Origin of the sequence: Pseudomonas parafulva, from assembly GCF_002021815.1 — a bacterium.
In the GTDB taxonomy this organism is placed as follows: Bacteria; Pseudomonadota; Gammaproteobacteria; order Pseudomonadales; family Pseudomonadaceae; genus Aquipseudomonas; species Aquipseudomonas parafulva_B.
The window spans coordinates 3,236,490-3,259,427 of record NZ_CP019952.1; the positions used below are offsets into that span (position 1 = coordinate 3,236,490).

At 63.2% G+C, this 22,938-nt stretch carries 23 protein-coding genes and 1 pseudogene; 11 read left to right on the forward strand and 13 right to left on the reverse strand.

The window, feature by feature from the left end:
• Window positions 1-51: 51 nt before the first annotated feature.
• Window positions 52-936, forward strand: coding sequence for a LysR substrate-binding domain-containing protein (locus tag B2J77_RS14460; RefSeq protein ID WP_078478904.1), 885 nt, complete (start codon window positions 52-54; stop codon window positions 934-936).
• A gap of 64 nt (window positions 937-1,000) precedes the next feature.
• On the opposite strand, the gene B2J77_RS14465 is transcribed toward B2J77_RS14460, so the two are convergent.
• The 6 genes from B2J77_RS14465 to B2J77_RS14490 form a co-directional block, all read right to left on the reverse strand.
• Window positions 1,001-2,419 (reverse strand): amino acid permease, encoded by a 1,419-nt coding sequence (locus tag B2J77_RS14465; RefSeq protein ID WP_078479439.1) that lies wholly within the window; start codon window positions 2,417-2,419, stop codon window positions 1,001-1,003.
• A gap of 811 nt (window positions 2,420-3,230) precedes the next feature.
• The gene (rluB, locus tag B2J77_RS14470; RefSeq protein ID WP_078478905.1) at window positions 3,231-4,298 is read right to left on the reverse strand and encodes a 23S rRNA pseudouridine(2605) synthase RluB; all 1,068 of its coding nucleotides are present in this window, start codon (window positions 4,296-4,298) and stop codon (window positions 3,231-3,233) included.
• 193 nt (window positions 4,299-4,491) lie between these two features.
• A complete protein-coding gene (gene scpB / locus B2J77_RS14475) occupies window positions 4,492-5,268 on the reverse strand; it encodes an SMC-Scp complex subunit ScpB (protein ID WP_078479440.1) in 777 nt (258 codons plus the stop codon).
• Window positions 5,255-5,980 (reverse strand): segregation and condensation protein A, encoded by a 726-nt coding sequence (locus B2J77_RS14480; RefSeq protein WP_181405494.1) that lies wholly within the window; start codon window positions 5,978-5,980, stop codon window positions 5,255-5,257. The genes scpB and B2J77_RS14480 overlap by 14 nt, the downstream gene beginning before the upstream one ends.
• 125 nt (window positions 5,981-6,105) lie before the next feature.
• On the reverse strand, window positions 6,106-6,735 hold the full coding sequence (locus tag B2J77_RS14485) for an L-threonylcarbamoyladenylate synthase (RefSeq protein WP_058605642.1): 630 nt from the start codon (window positions 6,733-6,735) through the stop codon (window positions 6,106-6,108).
• 13 nt (window positions 6,736-6,748) lie between these two features.
• Entirely contained in the window at window positions 6,749-7,609 is an 861-nt protein-coding gene (locus B2J77_RS14490; protein ID WP_058605585.1) for a PHP domain-containing protein, read from the reverse strand.
• A 67-nt stretch (window positions 7,610-7,676) separates the two neighbouring features.
• Between B2J77_RS14490 and B2J77_RS14495 the strand changes: the two genes are divergently transcribed.
• The 5 genes from B2J77_RS14495 (at window position 7,677) to B2J77_RS14515 (ending at window position 11,328) form a co-directional block, all read left to right on the forward strand.
• Window positions 7,677-8,270, forward strand: a complete 594-nt coding sequence (locus B2J77_RS14495; protein WP_027915901.1) for a septation protein A — start codon at window positions 7,677-7,679, stop codon at window positions 8,268-8,270.
• Between the two features lies 1 nt (window position 8,271).
• Window positions 8,272-8,571 (forward strand): YciI family protein, encoded by a 300-nt coding sequence (locus B2J77_RS14500; RefSeq protein ID WP_058605586.1) that lies wholly within the window; start codon window positions 8,272-8,274, stop codon window positions 8,569-8,571.
• 117 nt (window positions 8,572-8,688) lie between these two features.
• Complete coding sequence (locus tag B2J77_RS14505) at window positions 8,689-9,366, forward strand: response regulator transcription factor (protein ID WP_078478907.1); 678 nt, start codon at window positions 8,689-8,691, stop codon at window positions 9,364-9,366.
• A gap of 135 nt (window positions 9,367-9,501) precedes the next feature.
• Entirely contained in the window at window positions 9,502-9,918 is a 417-nt protein-coding gene (locus tag B2J77_RS14510; RefSeq protein ID WP_058637602.1) for a Spy/CpxP family protein refolding chaperone, read from the forward strand.
• Between the two features lie 75 nt (window positions 9,919-9,993).
• Complete coding sequence (locus B2J77_RS14515) at window positions 9,994-11,328, forward strand: sensor histidine kinase (RefSeq protein ID WP_078478908.1); 1,335 nt, start codon at window positions 9,994-9,996, stop codon at window positions 11,326-11,328.
• Between the two features lie 59 nt (window positions 11,329-11,387).
• On the opposite strand, the gene B2J77_RS14520 is transcribed toward B2J77_RS14515, so the two are convergent.
• Window positions 11,388-11,948, reverse strand: coding sequence for a nitroreductase family protein (locus B2J77_RS14520; RefSeq protein WP_058637600.1), 561 nt, complete (start codon window positions 11,946-11,948; stop codon window positions 11,388-11,390).
• 167 nt (window positions 11,949-12,115) lie between these two features.
• Between B2J77_RS14520 and B2J77_RS14525 the strand changes: the two genes are divergently transcribed.
• Window positions 12,116-13,570, forward strand: a complete 1,455-nt coding sequence (locus tag B2J77_RS14525) for a TrkH family potassium uptake protein (protein WP_078478909.1) — start codon at window positions 12,116-12,118, stop codon at window positions 13,568-13,570.
• Here B2J77_RS14525 and B2J77_RS14530 read toward each other — a convergent pair.
• Window positions 13,527-14,588 (reverse strand): AraC family transcriptional regulator, encoded by a 1,062-nt coding sequence (locus tag B2J77_RS14530; RefSeq protein WP_058605591.1) that lies wholly within the window; start codon window positions 14,586-14,588, stop codon window positions 13,527-13,529. The genes B2J77_RS14525 and B2J77_RS14530 overlap by 44 nt on opposite strands.
• A gap of 152 nt (window positions 14,589-14,740) precedes the next feature.
• Between B2J77_RS14530 and B2J77_RS14535 the strand changes: the two genes are divergently transcribed.
• Entirely contained in the window at window positions 14,741-15,052 is a 312-nt protein-coding gene (locus tag B2J77_RS14535; protein ID WP_058605592.1) for a DUF962 domain-containing protein, read from the forward strand.
• A 41-nt stretch (window positions 15,053-15,093) separates the two neighbouring features.
• Here B2J77_RS14535 and B2J77_RS14540 read toward each other — a convergent pair whose 3' ends face one another.
• From B2J77_RS14540 to recQ, 3 genes are all read right to left on the reverse strand, one after another.
• The gene (locus B2J77_RS14540) at window positions 15,094-15,375 is read right to left on the reverse strand and encodes a SelT/SelW/SelH family protein (RefSeq protein ID WP_058637598.1); all 282 of its coding nucleotides are present in this window, start codon (window positions 15,373-15,375) and stop codon (window positions 15,094-15,096) included.
• Between the two features lie 25 nt (window positions 15,376-15,400).
• Entirely contained in the window at window positions 15,401-15,838 is a 438-nt protein-coding gene (locus B2J77_RS14545) for a MarR family transcriptional regulator (RefSeq protein ID WP_058605594.1), read from the reverse strand.
• A 151-nt stretch (window positions 15,839-15,989) separates the two neighbouring features.
• Complete coding sequence (gene recQ / locus B2J77_RS14550; protein WP_058637597.1) at window positions 15,990-18,134, reverse strand: DNA helicase RecQ; 2,145 nt, start codon at window positions 18,132-18,134, stop codon at window positions 15,990-15,992.
• Between the two features lie 241 nt (window positions 18,135-18,375).
• Here recQ and B2J77_RS14560 point away from each other — a divergent pair, with 241 nt between their 5' ends.
• From B2J77_RS14560 to B2J77_RS14570, 3 genes are all read left to right on the forward strand, one after another.
• Window positions 18,376-18,963, forward strand: coding sequence for a UPF0149 family protein (locus B2J77_RS14560; RefSeq protein WP_027915890.1), 588 nt, complete (start codon window positions 18,376-18,378; stop codon window positions 18,961-18,963).
• Between the two features lie 7 nt (window positions 18,964-18,970).
• Entirely contained in the window at window positions 18,971-19,336 is a 366-nt protein-coding gene (locus B2J77_RS14565; RefSeq protein WP_058637596.1) for a YbaN family protein, read from the forward strand.
• 310 nt (window positions 19,337-19,646) lie between these two features.
• Entirely contained in the window at window positions 19,647-21,005 is a 1,359-nt protein-coding gene (locus B2J77_RS14570) for a TolC family outer membrane protein (RefSeq protein WP_023533803.1), read from the forward strand.
• Window positions 21,006-21,022: 17 nt separating this feature from the next.
• On the opposite strand, the gene B2J77_RS14575 is transcribed toward B2J77_RS14570, so the two are convergent.
• Window positions 21,023-21,634 (reverse strand): tRNA-uridine aminocarboxypropyltransferase, encoded by a 612-nt coding sequence (locus B2J77_RS14575; RefSeq protein ID WP_078478910.1) that lies wholly within the window; start codon window positions 21,632-21,634, stop codon window positions 21,023-21,025.
• Between the two features lie 90 nt (window positions 21,635-21,724).
• Window positions 21,725-22,699: pseudogene (locus B2J77_RS21940) on the reverse strand (methyl-accepting chemotaxis protein); the annotation flags it as partial.
• Window positions 22,700-22,938 lie beyond the last annotated feature (239 nt).

Below are 22,938 nucleotides of genomic sequence, written 5' to 3' on the forward strand. Positions count from 1 at the left end.
TTTGCGCCAGGGGCAAACGGATAATCCTGCCGCTATCGATGACTTTCATGAATGAATTACCGCCACCTGACCCCGTCCATGTCCCTGCTGCTGGCCTTCGAGGCGGCCGCCAGGCACCAGAGCTACACCCGCGCCGCCACTGAACTGTCGCTGACCCAGAGCGCGGTCAGCCGGCAGGTTCAGGCGCTGGAACAGCAACTGGGCCTTACCCTGTTTCGCCGCGAGGGTCGCCAGGTACGGTTGACGGACGTCGGCCGGCTGTACCAGCGCGAGCTCAGCGAAGCACTGGGCCGCATTCGGGGCGCGACCCTCCAGGCGCTGGCCTACCAGTCCGGGGTCGGCACACTGCGCCTGGCCACCCTGCCCACCTTTGGCTCCAAATGGCTGTTGCCGCGCCTGAACGACTTCTACAAGGCGCACCCTGGCATGCTCGTGCACTTGCATTCACGGATCGAAGCCATCGACTTCGACACCAGCGAGATCGACGCCGCCATTGGCGTGGCCAGCCGTGACCTGCCGGGGCTGATCAGCCATCGCCTGCATGCCGAGGAGCTGCTGGTGATTCTCCCGGCGCAGGCCGCGAACGAACAACCGCACTGGAGCCCCACCCGCATCAGCGAGCAGTTGCTGTTGAACGTGGCCAACAACCCCCATGCCTGGGGTGAATGGTTCTCGCACCACGGCCTGCCCCACCGAAGCATGCGCCTGGGCCCCAGCTTCGAGTTGACCTCGCACTTGATTCAGGCCGTGCAGGCGGGGATTGGGGTGGGCCTGGTGCCCCGCGTGCTCGTGCAAGACGAGCTGGCCAAAGGAGCGCTGTACAGCCCAGGCCTGGCATTCGCCAGTCAGCGCAGTTATTACCTGATCTATCCACCGCGTAACGAGGCGCTACCTTCGCTGCGGGCGTTCAGGGCGTGGCTGCTGGAACAGATCTGACACGCAGAAAAGAAGAAACCCGAAGCGGGCAACGCTTCGGGTTTCGCATGCGGCTGTACGATGCTTATTTGGCGGTGCTGCCAATGGCCGCAGGGACAACGCCCTTGCGCCGTGACTTGATGACATAAGCGACGAACATGCAGAGCAACCAGACCGGAATGGCGTAGACGGAAACCTGGATACCCGGAATCTGCAGCATGATGCCCAGGATCAGGACCACGAACGCCAGCACCACATAGTTGCCATAGGGGTACCACAGCGCCTTGAACAGGGGTTTCTGGCCCGTGCGGTTGAGGTGCTGGCGGAACTTGAGGTGCGAGTAGCTGATCATGGCCCAGTTGATCACCAGGGTGGCCACGACCAGCGACATCAGCAGCTCCAGCGCGCTGGAAGGCATCAGGTAGTTGAGCAGCACGGCGATCAGGGTTACGGCCGCCGACACCAGAATCGAACGCACCGGTACGCCACGCTTGTCGACCTTGGCCAGGGCAGCCGGCGCATCGCCCTGCTCGGCCATGCCCAGCAACATGCGGGCATTGCAGTAGGTGCCGCTGTTGTACACCGACAAGGCCGCGGTCAGGACCACGAAGTTCAGCAGGTTGGCGGCCACATCGCTGCCCAGCAACGAGAACACCTGCACGAACGGGCTGCTGCCGTAGCTGCCGCCGGAGGCATCGATGCTGGCGACCAAGGTGTCCCATGGCGTGAGCGACAACAGGATCACCAACGCGCCGACGTAGAAAATCAGGATACGGTAGATGACCTGGTTGATGGCCTTGGGGATCACGGTCTTGGGCTTGTCAGCTTCTGCGGCCGTGAAGCCGAGCATCTCCAGCCCCCCGAACGAGAACATGATGAACGCCAAGGCCATCACCAACCCACTGACCCCATGGGGGAAGAAGCCACCGTGCGACCACAGGTTGGCCACGGTCGCGTCAGGCCCGCCGCTGCCGCTGGTCAGCAGGTAGGCACCCAGGCCGATCATGCTGACAATGGCCACCACCTTGATGATGGCAAACCAGAACTCGGCCTCGCCGAAGAACTTCACGTTCATCAGGTTGATGGCGTTGATCAGCACGAAGAAGGCAGCGGCTGTCACCCAGGTAGGGATTTCCGGCCACCAGTAGTGCACGTACTTGCCCACGGCAGACAGTTCGGACATGCCCACCAGGATGTACAGCACCCAGCAGTTCCAGCCCGACAGGAAGCCGGCAAAGCCCCCCCAGTAGGTATGGGCGAAATGGCTGAACGATCCGGCCACGGGCTCCTCGACGATCATTTCGCCCAACTGGCGCATGATCATGAAAGCGATGAAGCCACAGATCGCGTAGCCCAGGATCATCGAGGGCCCGGCGGATTTCATCACGCCTGCCGAACCCAGGAACAGGCCGGTACCGATGGCGCCACCCAAAGCGATCAACTGAATATGGCGGTTCTTCAGGCCCCGCTTGAGCTCGCCTGAATGCTTGTCGTGTCCACTCATGAACGAAGTCACCTGCATTGTTTTTATCTGTGACGGAATCGGACCCACCGCGCTCGTGGCGCAGCGGAATGGGCAAGGTGGTCACCTTGTTTCCTGAGGGTGAAACTGCGCGGTCGAGTCAACCGGGCGGGGTCAGGAGTGCGCGGTACGCAAGGGGGTCACAGGTAAAACGCGGCGCACTGTATAACCCTGCGAGCGCGCAGGCGTCAACGCGTTGCGTGGTTTCCGGCGGAAAAAACGCAGCGTTCCTGGGGTAATGGCCTTTGTGGGCGAGGTGATCGGCGTACATGGCGCCTCCAATTGTTGTTTTATCAACCGGCTCTGCGGCGGGCTGTTGCACGGGGCAATGAGGGCTATAACACCTTGGGGCCGGGGTTTAGGCAAGATAGGGACGGGGCTGACGGCGCAACCGAGCACCCGTGCTCCGGCAAGCTTTCTTTACGCCCGGGGAAGTTTTCCGATTTGCTGCGAGAATTGGTCGATGCTTGTAAAAAAATCCTTACAAGCTGGCAATCTGAGTTGCCAAACGAACGAAATGGCTTTTCGCCCAACGGGTTACGCTCGGTCCATGAATTGCGCGAGAGCAGCCGAATTGCACCGTCTGGTGGGTTGCATCTGGACAGGAGCGCAGTTCAGGTAGCTGGTTGCACATTGGGGCCGCTTCGCGCCCCATCGTCAGCCAACTGACTCCTGCTCATCGCGAGTTACTCGCCGAGTGCAGAAGCCGGCTTGCCGGCAATGAGCTGCGCAGCAGCCCCAATGTGTTCAGCGTCGGTACACAGGCAAGGGCCATCATGATGGCCCCGCAGGCTCAGCCGCGCGGCTTGCCGCGACCACGGCCAGCTGGCTTGTCACCCTCGGGCTTGGCCGGGCGCTTGCGCATTTCGCTCGGGCGCTCGGCCACTGCGCTGCCACGGTTGCCTTTGCGTGGCGACTCTTCGCGCGTCGGGCGTGCTGGGCGCTCGCCGGCCGCTGCGCCGTCCTGGGCTGGGCGCAGGCTACGCACGCGCTCACCACGGCCCAGGGGGCGGGACGATTTGCGCTGCAGGCGCTCCATCTTGTCCTTGGCCTTGAGCTTCATGGCCGGCAACGCCACGGGCTGCAAGCCCACCTCGGCCGCCAGGATGTCAATTTCACCCTGGGTCATTTCACGCCAGCGGCCCATGGGCAAGTCCGAGTTGAGGAACACCGGGCCAAAGCGCACACGCTTCAGGCGGCTGACCACCATGCCCTGCGACTCCCACAGGCGACGCACCTCACGGTTACGGCCTTCCATCACCACGCAGTGGTACCAGTGGTTGAAGCCTTCGCCGCCTGGTGCCTTTTGGATGTCGGTGAACTTGGCCGGGCCGTCCTCGAGCATGACACCCGCCTTCAGGCGCTCGAGCATCTCGTCGTCCACTTCCCCACGTACGCGCACGGCGTATTCGCGGTCCATTTCGTACGACGGGTGCATCAGGCGGTTGGCCAGCTCACCGTCGGTGGTGAACAGCAGCAGACCGGTGGTGTTGATGTCCAGACGGCCGATGTTGATCCAGCGACCTTCCTTGGGGCGTGGCAGGCGATCGAACACGGTCGGGCGACCTTCCGGGTCGTCGCGGGTGCAGATCTCGCCATCGGGCTTGTTGTACATGATCACCCGGCGCGTCGCCTCGGCCGCCTCTTCACGCTTGATCAGCTTGCCGTCCACAGCAATGGCGTCATGCAGGTCGACGCGCTGGCCAAGGGTGGCTGCAACGCCGTTGACCTTGATGCGGCCCTGGCTGATCCAGGCCTCGACGTCACGGCGCGAGCCCACGCCAATGCGCGCGAGAACTTTCTGCAGCTTCTCGCCAACAGGTGGGGTGATCTGGGTATCTTGCAGGTCTTGCTCACTCATCTGGGCACCTCCCGGTGTAGGAATGAAAACAGGTTTCTGGCAACGAACGCGCCAAAAGGCCGCGCATCATACGTGGTTCGCCGCATGAATGCATGGGAGGGTAGAAGCTTTTACACCCCTTGCCAGGACTTTCTGCCAGGCGGGCCCTGGTCGGCGGCCAGGCCCCTGGCCACAGCAGATGGCGTTGCGGCGTTCAGGCCTGCTCGTTCTGCTCCCCCTCCAGCGATGCTTCGGCACCAGGGTCGTGCTGGAGCACGTCGTCGAAATCGGTCTTGAGGCCCTGCTCCATGGCGTCGAGCTCCACGAGCAGGCTGCGAAAGCTGGTCTCGTCCTTGACCGGTTCAGCCTCTTCGTCCTCGCCCAGGCTGGCGTCGGCCAGGGCCTGCAAGTGCGCCGGTACCGGGGCGTCGTCCGGGTCGAGCGCGGGCTCGGGCTCCATCTCGCGCAATTCGGCCAGTGCTGGCAGCTCATCCAGGCTGCGGAGGTTGAAATGATCCAGAAACGCCTTGGTCGTGGCGAACAGGGCCGGCCGCCCGGGCACTTCCCGATGGCCCACCACGCGTATCCACTCGCGCTCGACCAACGTCTTGACGATGTTGCTGTTGACCGCCACGCCACGCACGTCCTCGATTTCACCACGGGTGATGGGCTGGCGATAGGCGATCAGCGCCAGGGTCTCGAGCAGCGCCCGGGAGTAGCGCTGCGGGCGCTCTTCCCACAGCCGGCCGACCCAAGGGGCGTAATCCTCGCGAATCTGCAGCCGATAACCATTGGCCACTTCCTTGAGCTCGAACGCACGACCGGCGCACGACTTGCCCAGCACCTCGAGTGCGCGCTTGAATGTCTTCGGCTCGGGCCGCTCGGGCTCCTCGAACAGCTCGTACAGGCGCTCGAGCGATTGTGGCTTGCCAGAGGCCAGCAGGAAGGCTTCGATCAGCGGGGCCAGGTCGCGGGGGTCATTCAGGTTCATGGGCGTCTTCAGCAGGAGCAGGGCGTAACCGCACATGGATGGCGGCAAAGGCTTCATTTTGCACCAGTTCGACGAGGCTTTCCTTTACTAGTTCCAACACAGCCATGAACGTGACCACCACCCCCAGCTTGCCTTCATCGGGGGCGAACAGATCGATGAAGGCCACGAAACCTCCGTCTTTCAAGCGTTCCAGCACCTGCCCCATGCGCTCTCGGGTCGAAAGGGTCTCTCGGCTGATCTGGTGGCTTTCGAACAGGTCGTTGCGGCGCATCACTTCGGCCATGGATGCCAGCAGCTCCGGCAGGCTGACCTGCGGCAACAGTTTACGTACCTTTGCCTGGGGCGCCTCCAGGCACGGCACGACCAGGTCACGACCGACCCTGGGCAACCCGTCCAGTCCCTCAGCGGCAGCCTTGAAGCGTTCATACTCCTGGAGGCGTCGGATCAGCTCGGCGCGCGGGTCGCCCTCCTCCTCCTCGACCGTGACGCTGCGCGGCAGCAGCATGCGCGACTTGATTTCAGCCAGCATGGCGGCCATCACCAGGTACTCGGCAGCCAGCTCAAGGCGCACGGTTTTCATCAACTCGACGTAGCCCATGTACTGGCGCGTGATTTCTGCCACCGGGATATCGAGGATGTCGATGTTCTGCTTGCGAATCAGGTACAGCAGCAGGTCCAGCGGCCCTTCAAACGCTTCGAGAATGACCTCCAGGGCATCGGGGGGTATGTACAAGTCCAGCGGCAGCTCGGTCACGGCCTCGCCGTAGACCAGTGCCAGCTGCAACTGGCCTGGCAGCTCGGCAGGCGCAGCCGTTGCCTGGGCTAACGGTTCGGAGGTCACGCGCTGACCAAGAACGGAGTAGGGTCGCCGCAGCCCTCTCGAATCAGCTCGGGCTCCTCGCCTGACAGGTCGATGATGGTCGACGCCTTGAGGTCACCGTAGCCGCCATCGATCACCAGATCGACATGGTGTTCCAGGCGCTGGCGGATTTCGTAGGGATCGGTCATGGGTTCGGCGTCGCCAGGCAGGATCAGGCTCACGCTCATCAAGGGTTCACCCAGCTCGGCAAGCAGTGCAAGGGTGATGGCATGGTCAGGCACGCGCAAGCCGATGGTGCGGCGTTTTTCATGCAACAACAGGCGCGGCACTTCGCGGGTGCCGTTGAGAATGAAGGTGTACGGCCCCGGCACATGGGCCTTGAGCAGCCGGAAGGTGCCGGTATCGACCTTGGCATACAAGCCCAGCTGCGACATGTCGCAGCACATGAGGGTGAAGTTGTGGGTCTTGTCCAACCCACGCAAACGGCGCACCCGTTCGATGGCTGACTTGTCACCGATCTGGCAACCCAGTGCATAGGCCGAGTCGGTCGGGTAGACCACGACCCCACCCTTGCGAATGATCTCGACCGCCTGGCGTATCAGCCGCGGCTGTGGGTTTTCCGGGTGAATCTGGAAAAATTGGCTCACATCGTCGTCCTGTTCAAACCGGCAATGGCTGTTCATGGCTGAAACGGTGCCACACAGGTGGCAGGTCCTCGGGCAAAGGCCGATAGGCACCGATTTCGCCCCAGGTGCCGGGGCCATGGAAGTCACTGCCAGCACTTGCCAGCAGCCCGAACTCACGGGTGAGGATGGACAAAGTGCCCACCTGCTCGGCCGGCATCATCCCATTGACCACTTCAAGCGCCTGCCCGCCTGCCTGAATATAGTCGGCAATCAGGCGCCTGCGCTTGCTGCGCGTCAGCTCGTAATGCATGGGATGCGCCAGGCTCACCCATGCATTGGACTGGCGCAGGGTGGCAACGGTTTCCTCCAGTGATGGCCAATGCTGCTTGACGTCACCGAGCTTGCCGGCGCCGAGCCACTTGCGGAAGGCCTCGCCACGGTCTTTGACGTGGCCGGCACGCACCAGATAATCGGCAAAGTGTGGCCGGGCCGGGGCATTGCCACTGTCACCGAGCGCCTGCTGGATTTGCCGGGCACCTTCCAGCGCCCCGGGCATGCCCTTGGCCGCCAGGCGCCTGTCGATTTCCTCGGCACGCAACCAGCGGCCGCGGTGCAGGGCCTCGATCGCTGCCAACAAGGGCGGAGCGTCCACGGGAAAGTTGTAACCGAGTATATGAATGGTTGCGCCGCCCCAGGTGCAGGACAGCTCGACGCCGCTGACCCATTGCATGCCGTGCTCGCGGCAGGCTTGGCGGGCCTCGGCCAGGCCTTCGAGGGTATCGTGGTCGGTGAGCGCCAGCGTACGCACCCCGTGCTCGAAGGCCCGGGCGACCAAGGCCGAAGGCGACAAGGCGCCATCGGAGGCCGTGCTGTGACAGTGCAGATCAACATTCATGGAGTAGCGCTTTCGCTGGATTCGATGTTTGTTATTATGCCGTCACATCCCGGTTCTGGCTGCCATTGTGAAACAATTCATCGATTTCATCCCGCTGCTGCTGTTCTTCATCGTCTACAAACTGGATCCACGGCCTGTCGAGCTGGCCGGACACAGCTTCGAATTCGGTGGTATCTACAGTGCCACTGCCATGCTGATCATCAGCTCGCTGGTGGTATACGGCGCGTTGTTCCTGCGCCAGCGCAAGCTTGAGAAAGGCCAGTGGCTGACGCTGGTCGCCTGCCTGGTGTTTGGCGGCCTGACCCTGGCCTTTCACAGCGAAACCTTCCTCAAATGGAAGGCGCCCGTGGTGAACTGGCTGTTCGCCCTGGCCTTCGCCGGTAGCCACTTCATAGGCGACCGGGTACTGATCAAGCGCATCATGGGCCACGCGCTGACCTTGCCCGATGCCATCTGGGCCCGCTTGAACCTCGCCTGGATCGCATTCTTCCTGTTCTGCGGCGCCGCCAACCTGTTCGTCGCCTTCACCTTCCCGGCGTTCTGGGTCGACTTCAAGGTGTTCGGCAGCCTGGGCATGACCGTGCTGTTCCTGGTGGCCCAAGGGCTGTACCTGTCGCGCCATCTGCAAGATACCTCCTCTGCCTCCAAACCCAAGGACTGACATGCTCTACGCCATCATTGCCAGCGACGTCGCCAACTCCCTGGAAAAACGCCTGGCTGCCCGCCCGGCCCATATCGAGCGCCTCCAGCAGCTCAAGGCGCAAGGCCGCGTGGTACTGGCCGGGCCACACCCGGCCATCGACAGCAACGACCCAGGCCAGGCCGGCTTCAGCGGCAGCCTGATCGTGGCCGAGTTCGATTCCCTGAGCGCCGCCCAAGCCTGGGCCGATGCCGATCCGTACATCGCTGCAGGCGTCTACGACCAGGTCGTGGTCAAGCCCTTCAAGCAAGTGCTGCCTTGAAACACCTCGCCTAGAAGGCGTGCTCGGCATCGCCAGTTGGCAGCAGACCTCAAGACTGGGGTATCTTTGCGGCTGGCGGACCAACGCGTCGCCGTCAATGGTTGAATTGAGTGAGTCATGAGCGAGCTGTTACTGATTGATGACGACCAGGAGCTGTGCGAGCTGCTCAGCAGCTGGCTGACCCAGGAAGGGTTCACCGTGCGGGCCTGCCACGATGGCCAGGCTGCACGCCAGGCCTTGGCCGACCGTGCGCCATCGGCCGTGGTACTGGATGTGATGCTGCCCGACGGTAGCGGGCTTGAGCTGCTCAAGCGCCTGCGCAGTGAGCATGCCGACCTACCCGTGGTGATGCTGTCGGCCCGCGGCGAGCCGCTGGACCGTATCCTGGGCCTTGAACTGGGCGCCGACGACTACCTGGCCAAGCCGTGCGACCCGCGCGAGCTGACCGCGCGCCTGCGCGCCGTGTTGCGCCGCAGCCATCCAGCCCCTGCCACCAGCCAACTGGAACTGGGCGACCTGGTCTATAGCCCTGCCCGCGGGGTGGCCAGCATTGACGGTCGCGAACTGACCCTGACCCTCTCTGAAAGCCGTATTCTCGAAGCATTGCTGCGCCAACCGGGCGAGCCTCTGGACAAACAGGAGCTGGCGCAGATCGGTCTTGGCCGGCGGTTGACGCTCTACGACCGCAGCCTGGATATGCACGTGAGCAATCTGCGCAAGAAGATCGGCCCTCACGCCGACGGTCGACCCCGCATCATCGCCCTGCGCAGCCGCGGCTACTACTACTGCTTGTAGTCGCTTGCGCCAGGCTGACGCCAGGGAAGGGAGCTTGCCTTTACGTTCCCTTTACCGTGCGCTGACCGCGCTTGACGATCATCTCCCTAGACTGTGCTCATCCGGTGATCACCGGCCCATGACAGGAGAGACACCATGCGCAAGACCCTTACCGCCCTGCTGTTCGCCGCCGCACTGCCCACCGTTGCCATGGCCATGCCCGACGGCGGCCCGCGCCATGACGGCCCGCACCATCGCGGTGGCCCGGCATTCCACGAGCTGGATCTGAGCCGCGAGCAGCGCGACCAGATTGGCAAGCTGATGGGCGATCAGATGAAACAGCGCCGCGACATCACGGAGCGTTACCTTGACAAGCTGCCGGCGGCCGACCAGAAAGCCATGAAGCAAGAGATGCAAGCTAGCCGCGACAAGACCGACGCTGCGGTCCGCAACCTGCTCAAGCCAGACCAGCAGAAGAAGTTCGACGAACTGCAAAAAGAACGCGCCGCCAAGAAGGCGGAGTGGCAGGAGTTCCAGGCCTGGAAAGCTGAAAAAGCCGGCAAGTCCCAGTAAGCTCCAGTGTCAGCGCCCGCCGTGCCCCAGGTTAGCCTGGCGCGCGGCGGGCTTTCATCGTTTGGGGAGGTCTACGTGCGTTCACTGTTCTGGCGCATCCTGGCCAGCTTCTGGCTGGCCATCGCCCTGGTAGCAGGGCTGTCGATACTGCTGGCGCACACGCTCAACCAGGACGCCTGGATTCTAAGCCGTCATCCGGGGCTGAACACGCTAGCCAGCCAATGGGCCAGGCACTACGAGCAGGAAGGCCCCGGCGCAGCGCAGCATTTTCTCGAAAGGCGCAAGGCGCGCTACAAGATCGACGTGCAAGTGCTGGACGACAGTGGCGACGCTGTGGTGCCAGGCACCTTTCCCCGGCGCGCGGCTGCACTCGAAGCCAGGCAGCACAACGATGACCGGCGCCTGCCGTGGCGCCGCCTGACCGAGGAATACACCAGCCCCCAGAGCAATGCGTCCTACCTGCTGATCTACCGCATCCCCCACCCCGCCCTCGATGCCTGGCACCGCGAGAGCCTGCTCTGGCCGCTGAGCGCACTGGGCATCGCCCTGGTGGTGCTGACCTTGTTCAGCCTGTTCGTGACACTGTCCATCACCCGCCCCCTGAGCCGCTTGCGTGGCGCGGTGCACGACCTGGGGCAGAGTACCTACCAGCAGAACAGCCTGGCGCAACTGGCCGGCAGGCGCGACGAATTCGGGGTCCTGGCCAAGGATTTCAACAAGATGGGCGCTCGCCTGCAGAGCACCATCGCCAGCCAGCGCCAGTTGCTGCGCGATGTGTCCCACGAGCTGCGTTCTCCACTGGCCCGGCTGCGCATCGCCCTGGCCCTGGCCGAACGGGCCGAGCCGGAGCAGCGTCAGGCCTTGTGGCCGCGCCTGACCCGCGAATGCGACCGCCTGGAAGACCTGATCAGTGAGATTTTGACCTTGGCGCGCGTGGACGCCGACCAAGCCCATGCCGAAACGGTCGATCTCAACGCGCTGCTGGGCAGCGTGCGCAAGGACGCGCAACTGACGGCCCCTGAGCATGATGTACGCCTTGAAGCGCAACCCGGGTTGACCCTGCAGGGTTGGCCAACCCTGATCGAGCGTGCAGTGGACAACCTGCTGCGCAATGCCCTGCGCTTTACCCCGGCGGGTCAACCTGTGGAGCTGAGCGCGTGGCGCGAGGGCGACATGCTTCGGGTGTGCGTACGTGACCGGGGCCCCGGCGTGGCAGCTGCGCACCTGGCTCAACTGGGCGAGCCGTTTTTCCGGGCGCCGGGACAACAAGCTTCGGGACACGGCCTTGGGCTGGCGATTGCACGCAAGGCGGCAGAGCGCCATGGCGGCCGACTGATACTGGCCAACCATCCACAAGGCGGTTTCGTCGCAACGCTGGAGCTGCCGGTGGCGGAAGCGCCTGGCGGCTAACTAACGCCACTGCGCAGGTCTGCGCAATGGCCAACGGCTTGGGTCAAACGCGGCGGGGGTCAGTCGCCCCAGGCGCTGACGAAGTCGGCAGTGGCGAGCACAGGCGCCGTGCGAGGCTCGGTCAAGGGCGTACCCACATACAGGAAGCCAAGCAGCTCCTCGTTGTCTGCCAAGCCCAGACCTGCATGGACATGGGCATCGAAGGCCAGGTCCCCGGTGCGCCATACGGCACCCACGCCCTGGGCGTGCGCGGCAATCAGTATGCCGTGGGCCGCGCACCCTGCCGCCAGTTGCTGCTCAAGCACCGGGACCTTGGGGTGCTGCTTGTGCAACCGGGCAATGACCACGATCAGCAAGGGCGCGCGTAGCGGCATGGCGCGGGCCTTGCTCAACGCAGCCTCACTGGCATCGCCACGCTTTTGGACTGCGCTGGCGAACAGCTCACCCAACCGCTCGCGTGCCGGTCCTTCGATAGTCAGAAAGCGCCAAGGACGTAGTTGACCGTGGTCCGGGGCGCGCAGCGCAGCCTGGAACAAGGCCTCACGCTGGGCATCGTTGGGCGCAGGGTCGGTTAGGCGCGGGACCGAAACCCGGTTGAGCAATGCGTCGAGAGCCTCCATCGGCTACCCTCCTGGAACATGAATGTGCGGCCATTCTCAAGGGGCCGACGCCAGGCTGCAAGCACGACCTCATCCAGGGCCTGCAGCATGAAGATGCAGCTTGGCCTTGAGCCTTTGCGCCCCACAGGTAGAATGGCGCCCTTCCGTTTCGAGCCCGAGCAGAACACATGGCGTTGCCGACCCTAAGGATCATTGGTTTCATCATCGGCATCTTCCTCATCACGCTCGCCGTGGGCATGGCTGTCCCCATGGCCACCCTGGTGATCTTCGAACACACCCGCGACCTGCCGTCCTTTCTATGGTCGAGCCTGATTACCTTCGTGGCGGGCCTGCTGCTGGTGGTGCCCGGCAGGCCCGAACACGTGCACCTGCGTCCACGCGACATGTACCTGCTGACGGTATGCTCCTGGGTGGTGGTGTGCGTGTTCGCTGCCCTGCCCTTTCTGCTTACGCAGCACATCAGCTACACCGATGCGTTTTTCGAAAGCATGTCGGGCATCACCGCCACCGGCGCTACCGTACTCAGCGGCCTGGACTGCATGTCGCCCGGCATCCTGATGTGGCGCTCGATGCTGCACTGGCTGGGCGGTATTGGCTTCATCGCCATGGCGGTGGCCATTCTTCCCCTGCTGCGCATCGGTGGCATGAGGCTGTTCCAGACCGAATCCTCGGACCGCTCCGAGAAAGTGATGCCGCGCTCGCACATGGTCGCCAAGTCCATCGTCGGGGTCTATGTCGGCTTTTCCATCTTCGGTGCTCTGGCGTTCTGGTGGGCCGGCATGAGCCCGTTCGATGCGATCAACCATGCCATGTCGGCGATTTCCACCGGCGGTTTTTCAACTTCCGACCAGTCCCTGGCCAAGTGGGACATGCCCGCCGTGCACTGGGTGGCCGTGGTGGTGATGATCCTCGGCAGCCTGCCGTTCACCCTGTACGTGGCCACGTTGCGCGGCAACCGCGGGGCCCTGATCCGCGATCAACAGGTGCAGGGCTTGCTGGGCATGCTGGTGGCGACCTGGGTGATCCTGGGCACCTGGTACTGGTACACCACCAACCTGCACTGGCTCGATGCCTTGCGGCACGTCGCGCTGAACGTGACCTCGGTCGTGACCACCACAGGCTTTGCGTTGGGTGACTACAGTCTGTGGGGCAACTTTTCGTTGATGCTGTTCTTCTACCTGGGGTTCGTGGGCGGGTGTTCCGGTTCGACGGCCGGCGGTATCAAGATCTTCCGCTTCCAGGTGGCCTATATCCTGCTCAAGGCCAACCTCAACCAATTGATCCACCCCCGGGCGGTGATCAAGCAGAAGTACAACGGGCACCGCCTCGACGAAGAAATCGTACGCTCGATCCTCACGTTTTCCTTCTTCTTCGCCATCACCATCTGCGTGATGGCGTTGCTACTGTCACTGCTGGGGGTCGACTGGATGACCGCCCTGACCGGCGCGGCCGGGACGGTGTCCGGCGTGGGCCCGGGCCTTGGCGAAGTGATCGGGCCGTCGGGTAACTACGCCAAGCTGCCCGACGCCGCCAAGTGGATCCTGGCCGGCGGCATGTTGCTGGGCCGGCTTGAAATCATCACCGTGCTGGTGTTGTGCATGCCGGCTTTCTGGCGTCACTGACTCCGTCGATATCGGTGCCCAGGCGAGCCCGGTACTCGCTGGGCGTGACGCCAAACCAACGGCGAAAGGCCCGGTAAAAGTTGCTAGGGTCGGCAAAGCCAAGCAGGTAGGCGGTTTCCAGCAGGGTCATGTTGGGCTGGGCCAAGTACTGTTCGGCCAGTTCGCGTCGGGTATCGTCGAGCAACGCCTGGAAGCTTGTGCCCTCATCCTGCAACCGGCGCTGCAAGGTGCGCTGGGACAGGTGCAACGCCTGTGCCAGGGTTTCACGCTTGGGCTCGCCCTGGGGCAGGATGCGGCACAGCACCTGGCGCACCCGGTGGGTCACGCGGGTCTCCGAGAAGCGTGCCAGGTATTCACCGGCGAACCGGTCGTGCAATACGGCCATGGCTTCGTTGGCTGTGGGCAGTGGCGCCTCCATGTCAGCCCGCTCGAACACCAGGGCATCATGGGGCGCATTGAAGATCAGTGGGGAATGAAAGGCCACTTTGTAGGGTTCCAGGTGCTTGGGCGGCGGCCCCTGTATCAGCACCCGTCGCGGCTGGACCGGCCGGCCGCTGAGCCATTTGCACAGCGACAGGGCGCAGGCCAGCGACGCCTCGGCACTGTGCCGGGTGGGCGGCAGGTGATCGCCATGCACGGTCAGGATCAGCGAATAGCCTTCGGGGGTGAGGATGAAGCTCAAGTCAGAGCTCTCGGCGATGATGCGCTGATAGCGCACCAGCCGTGCGAAGCCTTCGGCCAGCGTGCGGCTGGACATCAGCGCGTAGCCCACCACATGAAAGGATGCCGGCCTGACCACGCGCGCCATGTTCAGGCCGATTGCTTCATTGCCCGACAGCTCAACTGCCAGTTGCCAGAGCCGGGTCATGGCGTCCTGCGGGAAGCGCGCATCCGGATCGTCGAGAGCAGCGAAATCCAGCCCCAGCTGCTTGAACATGGCCTGGCAATCGAGCCCTTCGAGCTCCAGCGCCTTGACGATCCCAGATGCCCAGCTGGCGGAGGTGGTTCTTTCGCTCATGGCACGCTTCTTATGCTGACCGCTCCTGCGGTGAACCCCAAGGATACTCAATTGGCGCCTATTGTCACTGGTACGCCTCGTCACTGACTCTAGACTCGAATCAGGCTCCACGCCGTGTCTATCATTCCCAGTCAATATTCCGGAGCAGTGTCATGGACCGCACAGCGCAATTCCGAACCTTCGCCGAGTTCTACCCCTACTACCTCGGTGAACACAGCAACCCCACGTGCCGCCGCCTGCACTTCGTGGGCACCAGCCTGGTCATTGCTCTGCTGGCCTACGCCATCGGCAGCGGCAAGTGGATGCTGCTGCTGGCGGTGCCCGTGGTCGGCTACGGCCTGGCCTGGGTAGGGCATTACTTTTTCGAGAAGAATCGGCCTGCGACTTTCACCTATCCCTTCTATAGCCTGCTGGGCGACTTCGCGATGTTCAGGGACGTGCTGCTGGGCAAGGTGCGCCTCTGACGCCAAGGGGCCGGCCTGCAGTATCGACACGGCCGGGGGGGTTAGCGATCGTTGTGACCCAGGTCGCGCTGTGGATCGATCTGATCGCGTACGCGTTGCTTGAGCACTTTTGCTTCAGGGAAGCCGCCATCGGCTTTGCGCTCCCACACCTGCACGCCATCGCAGGTGATGCGAAAGACGCCACCGGTGCCCGGCTGCAAGGCCACCTGCCCCAGGTCCTGGCCAAACGTACTGAGTAGCTCCTGGGCCAGCCAGCCGGCACGCAGCAGCCACTGGCACTGGGTGCAATAGGTGATGACGACTTCAGGCTTTGGCTCGGTCATGGTGATGCGCCTCGCAAACGGTGGATCAGGGCTTTTCCAGGTTGCTCAGAATCTTGGCATGGACCCGCATGCAGACCTCAAGGTCCGCTTCATCGACGCCTGTGAAAAGCTCGATGCGTAGCTGATTGGCGATGGTCTCGATCTGCTCGATCAGGGGCTTGGCTGGGGGGCACAGCAGGATCTTCTTGGCCCGCCGGTCTTCGACAACGGCCTGGCGACGCACCAGCCCCTGCCCTTCGAGACTATCGAGCAACCGCGCCAGGGTCGGGCCCTCCACGCCGACGCTCTGCGCCAGTTCGCGTTGGGTGGGCGCTTCCTCGAACCGTGCCAGGTGCAGCAGCACCAGCCACCGCGCCTGTGACAGGTTGAGGCCGGCCAGACGGCGATCAAGCTCGGCGCGCCAACCACGGGACATCTGGGCAAGCTGCATGCCGAAGCGGTGTTGATTGTCAGTCAGGGGCATAAAGCGACTCGTCGAACAGTTCTAATTGTTAGGCAGCTAATCATGCGCAGCCCGACGAGGCAAGCCGTCGGGATGCGCTGCTGCAGGGTAAATGTGCGCTGGCGTGACACGGATCAGCAAACCGCTCGGGCCGAGCCGGTAGCGTGCACTGTCACAGCTCGAACTCAGCCGCCAAGGCGGCGCGCACGCAGTGCAGGACGCCGTCTGGCACACGCGATCCGAACAACGGCGCAATGGTGGAAACGGGTGGCAATTCGCCTTCGCCGTCGAGGAAGGCATCCTGGATCTCCGACAGAAGATCTTCCGGCAGGTCCAGCGCCTGTTCAAGGTTAAGCTCCTGACGCCCCAAGGCCTCAGCCAGAAGGCTGTAGACGTTCTTTTCAGTGCAGTCGAGCTGACCGGCGATCTGCGCCGGCGTCATGCCAGCGCGGGCCAAGCTGACCAGTTCATGACGCAAGTCCAGTACCACCTTCGGCGCCTCGGGGGTGCCGCCGCTGCCATTGAGCACTTCCAGGAATGCCTGCCCGTAGCGTTCCAGCTTGCGGGCGCCGACACCGCTGACCTGCGCCATGTCACTCAGGGTCACCGGCTGGCTGCGCAGCATCTCAAGCAAGGTGGAGTCCGGGAAGATGACGTAAGGCGGGACGCGATGCTCTTCGGCAAGCTTGCGGCGCAAGGTGCGCAGCGCTTCCCACAATTCGCGTTCTTCTGCACGCACCAACTGGCTCGCCGGGCTGCCGCCAGAAGACGAGGCCTTGGCTACGGTTTGCGGTTTCAGATCACGGCGCAGTTGCAACGTGACTTCGCCGCGCAGCAGCGGGCGGCAGCTGTCCGACAGGCGCAGGCCGCCGTAGCCTTCCAGGTCGATGTCGACCAGGCCACGGGCTACCAGTTGGCGGAACAGCGAGCGCCAGTCGGCCTCGGCCAGCGCCTTGCCGACGCCGAACACCGACAGCTTGTCATGACCGAAATTAGTCACTTTCTCGGTGCTTTTGCCCAGCAGCACGTCCACCAGATGCCCCACGCCATAGCGCTGGCCGGTGCGAAACACTGCTGACAATGCCTGGCGGGCGGGCTCGGTGGCATCCCACGTCTGCACGTTGTCGACACAGTTGTCGCAGTGCCCGCAGGGTTGTTCCAGCGTCTCATCGAAGTACGCCAGCAAGGTCTGGCGTCGGCAGCGTGTCTCCTCGCACAAGGCAAGCATTGCGTCGAGCTTGTGCTGCTCGATGCGCTTGTGGCGCTCGTCACCCTCGGAGTTCTGCAGCATCTGCTTGAGCATGACCATGTCCTGCAAGCCGTACGCCATCCAAGCGTCCGAAGGCAGGCCGTCACGACCGGCACGACCGGTTTCCTGATAGTAGGCTTCCAGCGACTTTGGCAGGTCCAGGTGCGCGACGAAACGCACGTTGGGCTTGTCGATGCCCATGCCGAAGGCGATGGTCGCGACCATGATCAGCCCTTCTTCGTTGAGGAACCGATGCTGGTTGGCCGAGCGCGTCTCAGCCGGCAGGCCGGCGTGGTAAGGCAGCGCGGGGAAGCCCTGGTCGCAGAGAAACGCAGCGGTTTCGTCGACTTTCTTGCGCGACAGGCAATAGACGATGCCTGCGTTCCCACGGCGTTCGCCCAGAAACGCCATGAGCTGCCTGCGGGGCGCTTCCTTGGGGACGATGCGGTAGAAGATGTTCGGCCGGTCGAAGCTCGAGAGGAAGCGCTCGGCCCCCTGCAGGTGCAGGCGCTGGACGATTTCCTCCCGGGTACGCATGTCTGCGGTCGCGGTGAGCGCAATACGTGGCACATGCGGGAACAGCTCGGCCAGTTGGCCCAGTTGCAAGTATTCGGGGCGAAAATCGTGGCCCCACTGGGACACGCAGTGGGCTTCGTCGATGGCGAACAGCGAAATGTCCAGGTCGCGCAGAAAATCGAGCATGCGCGGTTGCACCAGGCGCTCTGGCGCCAGGTAGAGCATCTTCACCTCGCCGCGGCGCAGGCGCCCAGCCAGTTCCCGTTGTTGCTCGGCATTGAGCGTGGAGTTCAGGGCAGCGGCCGATACACCCAGTTCATCGAGCGTGGCGACCTGGTCGTCCATCAGTGCGATCAACGGCGACACCACCACGGTCAGGCCTGGGCGCAGCAACCCCGGTACCTGGAAACACAGCGACTTGCCGCCACCTGTGGGCATCAGCACCAGGGCATCGCCACCATTGGCTACGCATTCGATGATCGCTGCCTGGCGCCCTCGGAAGCTGTCGTAGCCGAAGATGTCCTTGAGAACGCGCTGAGCCTGTTCGAGCATGTGCAACTCCAAAAACGCCGTACCACCCCGCTACAGGCTGGACGAAAAACCCGCGCCGCACACGCCGAATGCGTAAGCGGTTTTTGCCAAGGGCCCGAGAACGGTGGGCCCTGGCCTGGAAACCGCCAAGTATACCGCACCCGCTCCCTGCACTGGCACCGTTGCGATGGGCGTGTCTTTGCCCCGCTGACGCTGCAAGGTGCTAGAATTCGGTATCGTTTATTCCCAAGGTAGCCCCGTAATGTCCTTCGCCGAGCAACTGACCCGCCTGCAAGCCTTCCTCGACGCCGACGAGCTGCACGAAGAAGCGCTGGACTATGTCGCCGCCCACGGCTACCTCACTGCCTTGTCGATCAACGCCGAAGAGGTGCCCGAGCGCGAATGGATCGACGCCTTGTTCGCCGAAGAACCGCACTACGCCAGCGAGGCCCAGCGCGTCGAGATCGAGGCCACGCTGGTTGCACTCAAAGGCCATATCGCGCGCCAGTTGGCCAGTGATGACGAGTTCGAGCTGCCCTGCGACCTGGATCTGGGCGATGACCCTGACGACTCCGACCTGCGCGGCTGGTGCATCGGCTTCATGGAAGGGGTCTTCCTGCGCGAGGAAGCCTGGTTCGAGAATGCCGAAGAGGAAGTGAGCGAAATGCTGCTGCCGATCATGGTCGGTTCGGGCCTGTTCGACGAGCAGCCTGAATTTGCCGACATCGCCAGCAATGCCAGCCTTCAGGACGACATGATCGTGCAGATTCCCGAGGCCTTGACCGCGCTGTTCCTGTTGTTGCATGCCCCAGAAGAGAAACCGGCCCTGCTCAAGCCCCGTCACCACTAAGCCGGGCATGCGCTACCTGCTGCTGGCCATCGGCTGGCTGAGCGTGGCGCTGGGCGTGGTTGGCATCTTCCTGCCGGTGCTGCCGACCACGCCGTTTCTCCTGCTGGCAGCGGCGTGTTTTGCCCGCAGCTCGCCACGCTTTCACGACTGGTTGGTCAATCACCCTCGCCTGGGGCCCTGGATCCGGGGCTACCTAGGCGGCGAGGGTATGCCCCTCAAAGCCAAGGCCTATGCCATAGGCCTGATGTGGTTGAGCATCGCCGTTTCCTGCTATCTGGTTCCGTTTCCCTGGGCACGGTTGTTCATGCTGGCCAGTGCGGTGGGTGTAACGTTCTACATTCTTCGGCAAAAAACCTACAGACAGCCTGAGTGACAATAATTTGTCGCCAAATATCAATTTGGCCTACCCCGCCATTCTTTTATCTAGATTCGTTCTGGAACTGCCTGCAGCCGCCACTTTGCGCCCGCTCGACAGCGCTTGATGACATCTGAGTCAGCAGCTTCCCTTCGCAGCGTTAGACAATTAATGTCGAACATGGCACGTTGATATGAATAAATCTTCTTACTCATCTCAATGAATGTACTTAGCTGTGGGCTTAAAAACCTGCAACACTATACGGCATCGGAATATAGTCATTTTTTTGGCGATTTGTAGGAAAACCCAGGATCAGGGAGAGGTACCCATGCGTCTTTTGAACCCCATCACCAGTGCGTTGCTGTTGGCTCTGGCAAGTGCTCACGTGCAGGCGATGTCGATCACCGAAGCTGTCCAAAGCGCTGTGGACTACCACCCCCAGGTCAGCTCGAACCGCAACAGCAAGTTGTCTGCCGATGAAGATGTGAAGTTCGCCCGCGGCGGCTACTACCCATCCGTCGACCTGGTGGCGGGCTACGGTCGCCAGCGCTCGGACAACGCCAACACGCGTGCCGAAGGCCGTCATAACAAGGAAACCCTCAACTATTCCCAGGCCGACCTGCGCCTGCGGCAGATGATCTTCGATGGCTTCAACACCTCCAGCGAAGTGGGCCGCACCCAAGCGGTCTCCACCTCCCGTGCGTACTACACCCAGGCAGTGGCTCAGGACGTTGCCTTGCGCGCCATCGAGGTGTACCTGGAAGTGCTCAAGCGCCGCGAACTGGTAAGCCTGGCCAAGAACAACCTGCAAGCCCACCTGCGGGTGAACGACCAGATCGGCCTGCGCAACGAACGGGGTGTCGGCAGTACAGCTGACCTGGACCAGTCCCGTGCTCGTCGCGCCCTGGCGGAGAACAACCTCGATACCGCCGAGGTGGACCTGGCCGATGCCGAAGCCAACTTCTTCAGTGTCGTGGGCCGTGTACCGGATGAGCTGGAAGATCCGCAAGCGGTCGCCGTGCAAATGCCAGCAACGCTGGAAGAAGCACGCGAAGGCATGCGCCAGAACAACCCTTACATCAAGTCGGCCCAGGCGGACGTGAACGCCGCCGAAGAGCAGTACAAGGTTGCCAAGTCGACCTTCTACCCGCGCTTTGATGCCATTCTGGCCACCGGTGCCAACAACAATACCGGCGGTGAAAAAGGCCACAGCAACAACGACTGGCAGGCAGGCGTTGAGATGAACTACAACCTGTTCCGCGGCGGCAGCGACAAGGCCCGCCTGAACTCCGACGCGCACAAGATCAACCAGGCCATGGACATTCGCAACAATGCACTGCGCGAGCTGACCGAAAACCTGAGCCTGGCCTGGAACGCCTTGAACAACGCCAGCAAGCAGCTGCCTACCGCGCGCGAGTACGCCGACACCACCAAACGGGTGCGCGCCGCCTACCAGGACCAGTTCGGTCTGGGCCAACGTACCCTGCTGGACGTGCTCGACAGTGAGAACGAGCTGTACAACGCGGACCGTCGCTACACCGAGGTGCGCTACACCGAAGCCTATTCCCGCTACCGGGTACTGGCCACCATGGGCGAGCTGTTGAGCAAGCAGCGCATCTCGCTACCGCCTGACGCCTACGCAGCCACCGAAGTGCGCACTGAAGCTCATCTGCCCGAGATGCGCTGACCAGACCGGGGCGTCGCTCAGGGCGCCCCTGTATCCTTGTGATGATTGCGCTCGTAGGTGCCGGCACCCATGGCTTGGATCTGCCCTTCGATCAAGGCCTCGAACGGCGCCAGCACCGCGTCGAAGCTGGCAGGGTACTCCAGCACGTTCAAGGCCTGCACCACCGCCTCGATGGTCGAAAGCGCGCCTGCCTCAGGCGCCTTGCGCAGACGATAGCGTGACGGCGTCACATTCCCCAAGGTGACCTTCGGCAGAGCCGCCAGCAGCGGATTGAGATACATCAGCTTGCGCGCCTTGCGCCAGGTACCGTCCGGCACGACCAGCAACAACGGTGTGTCGTCGGTCTGCGTGTAAGGCCCGAGCGCTTGCGCCCCCTCGCTCGGAAACAACACCACTGGCCGGTAACCCGGCATTGCCAGCCATCGGTCCAGGTCGTCGAATACCTCACCCACGTGCAGCTGCGCATTGATCAAGCCTAGCGCTGCCAGGCGAGCCGTGTTCAGCGCATGGGACGCTTCGCTTGGGTGCTGCAACAGCAACACGCGGGTCCTGCTGCCGATCGCAGGTATCAAGGCGCAGAGGCAATGGTCGAGGGGGCGCAGGCAGCGCTCGCAGCGGGGTCTGGACATGGGGTCTCCTTGGCCGCGCATTGTGCCACAGAACCGCAGATCAACCGGCACGCCTTCAGCCCAAAGCGTGCCCAGCGCAGGTGTGGGCGATCAGCGATTGAAGCGCTCGGCCAGGCCATAGAGGTAGTCGGCCATGCGTTCGAGGTCTTGGCTGATCTGCGCGCCTTGCCGTGCCTGCCCGGCGCTTTGATCGCACAACTGGGCGATGCGCGTGATCTGCTGGTTGATGTCTTCAGCCACATGGCTTTGCTGTTCGGAAGCAGCAGCCATCTGTTGGCTCATGCCTGTGATCCTGCTGACCGCCTGGGCGATGCCGACCAGCGCGTTCTGCACGGCCTCAACGCTTTGCCTGCTGTCGCGCGCGATGCGCTCGCCGTGGCCGGCGGAACTCACTGCCCGCTCGGTGCCCGCGCGCAGGGTGGCGATGATCTGATGAATTTCCTCGGTCGAGGTGCGGGTGCGCTGTGCCAGCGAACGGACCTCGTCGGCCACCACGGCAAACCCCCGCCCCTGCTCCCCCGCACGGGCCGCTTCGATGGCAGCGTTAAGTGCCAGTAGGTTGGTCTGCTCGGCAATGGCTGTGATCACATCGACCACGCTGCCGATGGACTGGGTCTGCTGGGCGAGTGCGTTGACGGCCTGGCCAATATCACTGACCGCATCACTCATGCTGTCCATGGCATGGAGGCTCTGCTGGGCCAGCTCACTGCCGCGCTGAGCCAATTGATCGGCATCGCCGGCAGCATGGGCCGTGCTCTGGACGTTCTGCGTGACCTGCTGGATGGTTGCCGCCATCTCGGCGATGGCAGTGGCGGACTGATCCGTTTCACTGCGTTGACGGTCAAGCATCGAGGCCTGTGTGTCTGACAGTTTGGAGGATTGTGAAGCCCGGTCCTTTACCCCCACGCCTGCATCCTCAAGCCGGGTCAAGGCGGTTTGCAAGCGCGCTTCTTCACTCAGCATGGCCAGATCCATTTGCCCATGCAGCCCGGGGCTGGCGCTATAGGTCAGCGCCACCAGCGGGCTGGTGAAGGCCCTGGGGTGTGCAGCCAACGTGCGCTGTATGGCTTGGCTGTGCTGGCGCTCGATGACGTACCAGGCCAGCAGCAGGCTGGTCATCAATACCGCCAGTGCAGCGTAGGCCGGCAGGCTGGCGTAGGCGAACGCCGATAGCGCTCCGGCGGCGGCAAGCGGCCAGCCAGTCCCCAGGCATTGGCCCACACGTGCCACCCACGGCAACGGCGCACGGTCACTGCGCAGGCGGGCATACAGGCGCTCGGCACGGGCGATCTGCGCGCGGCTGG